Annotated in this window: 5 protein-coding genes; 2 read left to right on the plus strand and 3 right to left on the minus strand. The window is 39.8% G+C overall.

Annotated features, from left to right (window positions below):
• Positions 1-1082 precede the first annotated feature (1082 nt).
• Positions 1083-1451, plus strand: a complete 369-nt coding sequence (locus A0J48_RS25590) for a pentapeptide repeat-containing protein (RefSeq protein WP_200327387.1) — start codon at positions 1083-1085, stop codon at positions 1449-1451.
• Between the two features lie 135 nt (positions 1452-1586).
• Positions 1587-2558, plus strand: coding sequence for a glutathione synthase (gene gshB, locus A0J48_RS25595; protein ID WP_200327388.1), 972 nt, complete (start codon positions 1587-1589; stop codon positions 2556-2558).
• A 32-nt stretch (positions 2559-2590) separates the two neighbouring features.
• Here gshB and ftsZ read toward each other — a convergent pair whose 3' ends face one another.
• The 3 genes from ftsZ to A0J48_RS25610 all read right to left on the minus strand — a co-directional run bounded on the left by ftsZ (position 2591) and on the right by A0J48_RS25610 (position 5984).
• On the minus strand, positions 2591-3877 hold the full coding sequence (gene ftsZ, locus A0J48_RS25600) for a cell division protein FtsZ (protein WP_200327389.1): 1287 nt from the start codon (positions 3875-3877) through the stop codon (positions 2591-2593).
• Between the two features lie 726 nt (positions 3878-4603).
• Positions 4604-5521, minus strand: a complete 918-nt coding sequence (locus A0J48_RS25605) for a cell division protein FtsQ/DivIB (RefSeq protein ID WP_200327390.1) — start codon at positions 5519-5521, stop codon at positions 4604-4606.
• 97 nt (positions 5522-5618) lie between these two features.
• Positions 5619-5984, minus strand: coding sequence for a hypothetical protein (locus A0J48_RS25610; RefSeq protein WP_200327391.1), 366 nt, complete (start codon positions 5982-5984; stop codon positions 5619-5621).
• Between the last annotated feature and the right edge of the window lie 120 nt (positions 5985-6104).

Genomic DNA, 6104 nt, shown 5'->3' on the forward strand with positions numbered 1-6104 from the left:
GTTGTATATGTTGCAAATTTATAATAATTATATAGGTTCGTGATGTTCTAAGTAAGTCGGCACGAAAAAACCAAGCAAGTACAAAAATGTAAAATTGCTAAAAACCTCTTCCCTCCTTCCTTCTGCCTCCTGCCTTGCCATAACGACAATTTTTAACGCCTACCTACTTATGTACCAATGAGTGTTGGGTGGGTTGACGCAAGGAAACTACAAATTTCAAGTCGCTTTACAATTACCTACACCAACCGAGAATTTTTATCGAATTCTTAAGATTAGGTTACTTGCTGCTGAAAAGCTGGCTGTAACTTTTGTTGACCAATGTTTTGTAACCAGAATAACTTTAGCCGCATTTCTAGATTTAGCAAATAGATACAAGCAATATAAAAAATAACATTTTTACTGTTTGTAGTGATAAAAAATGCACTTTACTGATATTGTAATTATGGCTGGTGATTTTCATACCCATTCCCCTGGTAGTATCAAGAGGGTTATCTGCTGTTTTTTGAAAGCTAATTGATTAAAAAAACCAGGTAATTGAGACTACAAATAGGATTTCATGACTTGACGCTGTGGTGAGCAATATTTGATTGTTTAATGAAAATTTCCAGATTTTTTATACTAGGCTAAGTAAATATTTACTGCTTGGTATTGTCTTATCTATCACTATTGATCTTGAGTCATTTTTAACTAGTGTCAGTTAATAAAGTGTCACTCTCCACACTAGCTATTTAGTGGTAAAAGAGATATCTTTATCTAATGCAAGGAGTGATACCACTTCACCTTATGTTTGTTACAGGTTATCCTAGCAGTGCTTCCCCTAATAGCAGTGTGCCGGATTACAGATGTTTCATTACACAGTGAAATGGTATAGAGTTATACGGGGAGGCGCTTGAGTAAGAAAAAGGACTCAGGCGCTTTTTCGTGTATAAATTAAGTACAGAGTTTTTTCTTGGATTTACCATTGAGTGTTAAATAGCACTAATACAATCAGAAAGATACAGGGCAGATAGCAGATTGGCTATTTTTGTGCTTAAATCGTAAATAGAAATCACTGTTGTTTTGGCAAAGCCAGTGAAACATAAATGGATGCAGAGGATATTAAACGGCGCTATGCCGCAGGTGAAAGATACTTTCCGTCTGCTCAATTAAGTGGAATTAAACTAATTGATGCTTATTTACCAGGAATCAATTTTTGGGGAGCAGATTTAAGTGCAGCTAACCTTGCCAAAGCCAAACTCTGGGGAGCAGATTTGAATAGGGCTAATTTAGCTCAGGCTAATTTGACAAGGGCTAATTTGTGTGGTGTGAATCTTTGTGAGGCTAATCTCCGGGGTGCTAGGTTGTACTACACGAAGTTGTACGGTGCGAATTTAACTGGTGCTTGTTATGATGACAGCACTCGATTTTCTAGAGGTTTTGACCCCCTTAGTCATAATATGCGGAAGTTTTAAGGGGTTTTAGAGCAATTTTGCGTAAGTCCTAAGATATTTAACTACTTGATAATACTTATGTTCTCAACAGTGATATTACCAGGAAATAAACTAAACTAAATAACAATTACATTTCCTTGCATCGAGGTAAAGAGGGTGAAACTGGCTTTTATTATTGATCCTATCTATCAGCTTGACCCTGGTCATGATAGCAGCGTTGCTTTGATGGAAGCAGCACAGAAATTAGGTCATCAAGTTTGGGTGACACAGACAAATTGGTTAAGTGTAGTAGAAGGAAAAGCTTGGGCTTTGCTTCAGGAAGTAGAACTTGTACCAGTAGAGTTGGTAGAGGGACGTTGGGTAGCGGCAAATCCTTGGTATAAGTTAAAAGAACGCTCTTTCACACCCTTAGAAACAATGGATGCTGTCTTCATGCGGACAGATCCACCAGTCAACGATGCTTACTTATTTGCTACTTATACTCTGGATTATATTGACCAAAACAAAACCCTAGTAATTAACAATCCCAGTGGTATCAGAGCCGCAAATGAAAAAATGTACGCCCTTCAGTTTACTCAATGTATTCCCGAAACCATTGTTAGTGCCGACAAACAAGTAATCCGTGAATTTGTGGAAGCAAAGGGAGCAACCGTTCTCAAACCCCTGGGTAATAAAGCTGGAGAAGGAATTTTATTCTTGCAATCAGGCGATCGCAATTTTAACTCCATTGTTGAACTCAGTACCCTCCAAGGTAAAGTCCCAGTCATGGTACAAAACTATCTACCAGCAGCCAAGGAGGGAGACAAGCGGATCATCTTGCTCAACGGCGAACCCCTTGGTGCGCTGAATCGCCTCTCCAGTGGCAGTGATTTTCGTAATAACATGGCAGCTGGTGGAACAGTCGCTCAAACAAAAATTACGCCACGAGAGCAGGAAATATGCTCTGCATTAGCGGAGAAACTGCGCCAAGACGGTTTAATTTTCGTTGGTATTGATATCATTGGCGGCTACCTGACAGAAGTCAACGTCACCAGTCCCACGGGCATTCGGGAAATTGACCGTTTAGATGGTACTTGTCTTGGTAATCAAGTAATTAAATGGCTGGAGCAGAAGGTAAATTTAATCTAAAATTTAAAATCTCCCATCAAATCTACAATCACTTAATTTTTGGGTGGTGTGCGTCGCCGTTGCAGAAAATCAGGAATATCTAATGATGGTTTTTCCTTGGGTTCTGGAGTGGGAGTTGGTTGATTAATAGTTGGTTGTGAAGTAGGTTTTCTTGTAGTTGTGGGAGTTACAGGTCTCACAGCAGCTACATTTTGCTGTGGTGCAGTTTGAATTTCACCTGTAAACCCAGTAGCAATCACGGTAATTCTGACTTCTCCTTGCAATCGGTCGTCAATTACAGCACCAAAAATAATATTAGCGTTGGGATCAACTACTTCATAGATGGTTTCCGCTGCCGCATTCACTTCATGTAAAGTTAAGTCGCTACCACCAGTAATGTTGAAAACAACACCTCTAGCACCTTCAATAGAGCATTCTAATAATGGTGAAGAAATCGCAGCGATCGCCGCTTCTCTAGCCCTCGATTTGCCAGAACTCACACCAATTCCCATCAAAGCTGAACCCGCATCTGCCATAACTGCACGCACATCAGCAAAGTCAACATTGACCAAACCAGGGATAGTAATAATATCAGAAATCCCCTGTACCCCTTGACGTAAAACATCATCTGCATAACGGAATGCTTCCTGTACAGGTGTTTGTTCAGGAATCACTTCCAACAGCTTATTGTTGGGGATAATGATCAAGGTATCTACCCGACTTTTTAAGCCTTCAATTCCTTGTTCTGCTTGGGTAGTGCGTCTTCTGCCTTCAAATACAAATGGTCTGGTGACTACACCCACAGTCAAAGCACCCATTTCTTTGGCCACTTCAGCTACTATTGGCGCTGCACCCGTACCAGTTCCACCACCCATACCAGCGGTGATAAATACTAAATCTGCTCCTTCTAAAGCCGTAGCAATCTCATCACGGGATTCCTCAGCTGCCTTTTGACCAATAGCAGGATTACCCCCTGCACCTAAACCCCTAGTCAGTTTCTGGCCAATTTGCAATCGACTGGGAGCGCCAGCTAAGGTCAGAGCTTGGGCATCAGTATTAATTGACCAAAACTCCACCCCAGAAACATCAGACTCAATCATGCGGTTAACAGCATTACCGCCGCCACCACCGACACCAATCACTTTAATATTGGCCACTCGTCCGGGAACAATTTCACCAATACGGCTGTTTTCAACCATCTTTTTACTATCGTTATTTTGTCCAAAGTTCAGCCCGGAACTACCAAAGGGATTGTTAGAGTTAACTGCCAAAGATAACCCTGGCTGTCCGACGGATTGGGAATTTTTATAGGTAAGCTCTTGGTTATTATCAAGTGTCATTGGATTTGTGAAAGGTAGATAAACGACTTTTTCTGGTTTATTCACTTAATAGTCAACTATAGTTTGACACTGCCACGATCTCTGGTGCTGTTTTCCATTGTTCTCACTGCTTCCCAACCTAACCGGACGGTGATGTGAGATAATTAGCAATCAGATCAGCCTTAAACTTAAAGGATTAGGCAAAGCGCAGTGCCAAGGGCAATCGCACAACTAATTCTAGAAAAGTATACCTACATTGTCCGAAAAACGGTCTATATAACTTGATCTAGACATTAATATTTTCAATGCTACGTTGGTGATTTGTCTTCATAAGCTTTGTTAATGTTATATTAAATATCCTCTCACTATTTTTAGCAAAAATTTTCATTAGTAATCAATTTTACAAGTTTAATTCTCCTTTTCTTGATTATTTGCTACATTTCCCTGTTTAAATTGTATATTTATGCACTTTTTGTTAGTTAAAATACTTAAAAAAGGCATTTGATCTGATTTTGAGTTGATTTTCCTCCCAAGTTTAAAGTATTTGTTATACACCTTAGCAGATTGACATCCTCCCACCGCTAACCATTCGGGTGTAGCGGGGGATTCCAAGAATCACTTCTTGGATTTCCTCTTTCCATGACTCGGCTTACTTGGAAGGATTTCTCCACCCAAGCAGAGAGGTAAAACTATGAATATTTTAATCTCTATAAAACTTGTTGATTGACTCAAACAAGCAAAAGTAGGTTAAGGATCTTGGGTGCTAATCGGCATTTTTTGATTCATTTGTACTAATGGAGAATCAGAATTTCTAAGATCAATATATGCTATCTGAGCAGGATTAAATTTAGTAGGTAAATGCCGAATTTGCACAAGTAGCTTGATTTTTTGAGGCAGTTGAGCATTAGGGACACCAAGATGCACATTTCCCAGTTCAGTTTTCAAAATCAAATTTGTGGGATCTTGGCAATTGATTTCCATGATTTTTACGGAACTTTGACTAACAGCTTGATAAATTTGAGTCCAGTAAGGACGGTATTGTGCTGGAGTTCCAATCACTTTTAGACCTGGTAATTTACTATTAGGATTGAGGGAAGTGTATTTTTCCAGGGGAATCCAAGCCCCACTGGCATCAAGTAAACCTACATCCCCCTGTTTACTTTCAGCATTCTGATTTGGCAAACATTGATTTATTTGTTTGTCGGCGGATTTATCTGCGACTTGGGCTTGAGTATTACAGCTGGTTGTGTTGGGTAATGGCAGCGTGTAAGTAAGTGCTACTGGTAATCTTTCCTGAATTTCAATCACTAACCCAGGAGGAAACAGACGACGACTCACATTTGCTTGTGCGATCGCAGGTTGTTGCTTTAATTTTTGGGCAATGGCAGAAGGTTCAATTCGCCACAAAGATTGGGGATAAGATAACGCCAAAAGTGAATGAACCGTTTGCTCAGATAATTCTAGGTTGCCTGATGTCATCACTACTTGTTTAGGAGTCTTTAGCACCCACATAGGTTGGATAATCAACCAGAACAATCCACCAGCTAGACTACTAATAGCGATTGTTCGCCAAATAGTCTGGATAATTTTCATTTGCCGATGCCGACGTAATTTTTTACGCCTCTGGGCTAAATCACTGCGGGAAATTGAGACTATACCTGCCATTAACACTCCTTTTATTTGTTGATTGGTGATTAGTGATTGGTGATTGGTGATTGGTGATTGGGAATTCTGCTGTTCCCTGTCACTTGTTACCTATGACCTACCATTCCAACCAGTTATCGCTATCCAGACTATCATTAGTGTTTTTGATAATAGGTTTTTCTTCACCAACTTCTGCTGGTAAATTTACTAAAAATGCTTGTAATCGCATACGTTCAATATAAGGCCAACCTCCCTCAGACTCAATGTCTTTGAGAAGTGAGTAAAGTCTTTGACGGTTATCTGGTAAACTCTCTTGAAAAATTCCATCCCGAATCTCTCTATGTAAATTTTCTAACTGCCTTAACAAAGCTAACAGTGCGATCGTATCTCCTTGACAAACCTGGGCTGCATCTTTGACAGCGGCGTTGATCACCTGTAACTTATCAGCAAATTGCTTTGATTCAGAATTTTGATTGTTACTCATGCAAATTTCTCCATTAATACAGATTAAACTCAAATTTACCGAATATTTTCGTGTTTTAACTAAAATAATCACCAAATTCAGGCGTTACAAGGAACAGGGTGTGGGGTGTGGGGTGTGGGG

Source organism: Sphaerospermopsis aphanizomenoides BCCUSP55 (assembly GCF_001586785.1).
GTDB classification, from domain to species: domain Bacteria; phylum Cyanobacteriota; class Cyanobacteriia; order Cyanobacteriales; family Nostocaceae; genus Sphaerospermopsis_A; species Sphaerospermopsis_A aphanizomenoides_A.

What these genes read in the sequence shown, in the direction of transcription:
- A0J48_RS25590 (WP_200327387.1), top strand. Translation starts at nt 1,083, where the DNA reads ATGGATGCAGAGGATATTAAACGGCGCTATGCCGCAGGTGAAAGATAC.
- A0J48_RS25610 (WP_200327391.1), bottom strand. Translation starts at nt 5,984, where the DNA reads ATGAGTAACAATCAAAATTCTGAATCAAAGCAATTTGCTGATAAGTTA.
- A0J48_RS25605 (WP_200327390.1), bottom strand. Translation starts at nt 5,521, where the DNA reads ATGGCAGGTATAGTCTCAATTTCCCGCAGTGATTTAGCCCAGAGGCGT.
- ftsZ (WP_200327389.1), bottom strand. Translation starts at nt 3,877, where the DNA reads ATGACACTTGATAATAACCAAGAGCTTACCTATAAAAATTCCCAATCC.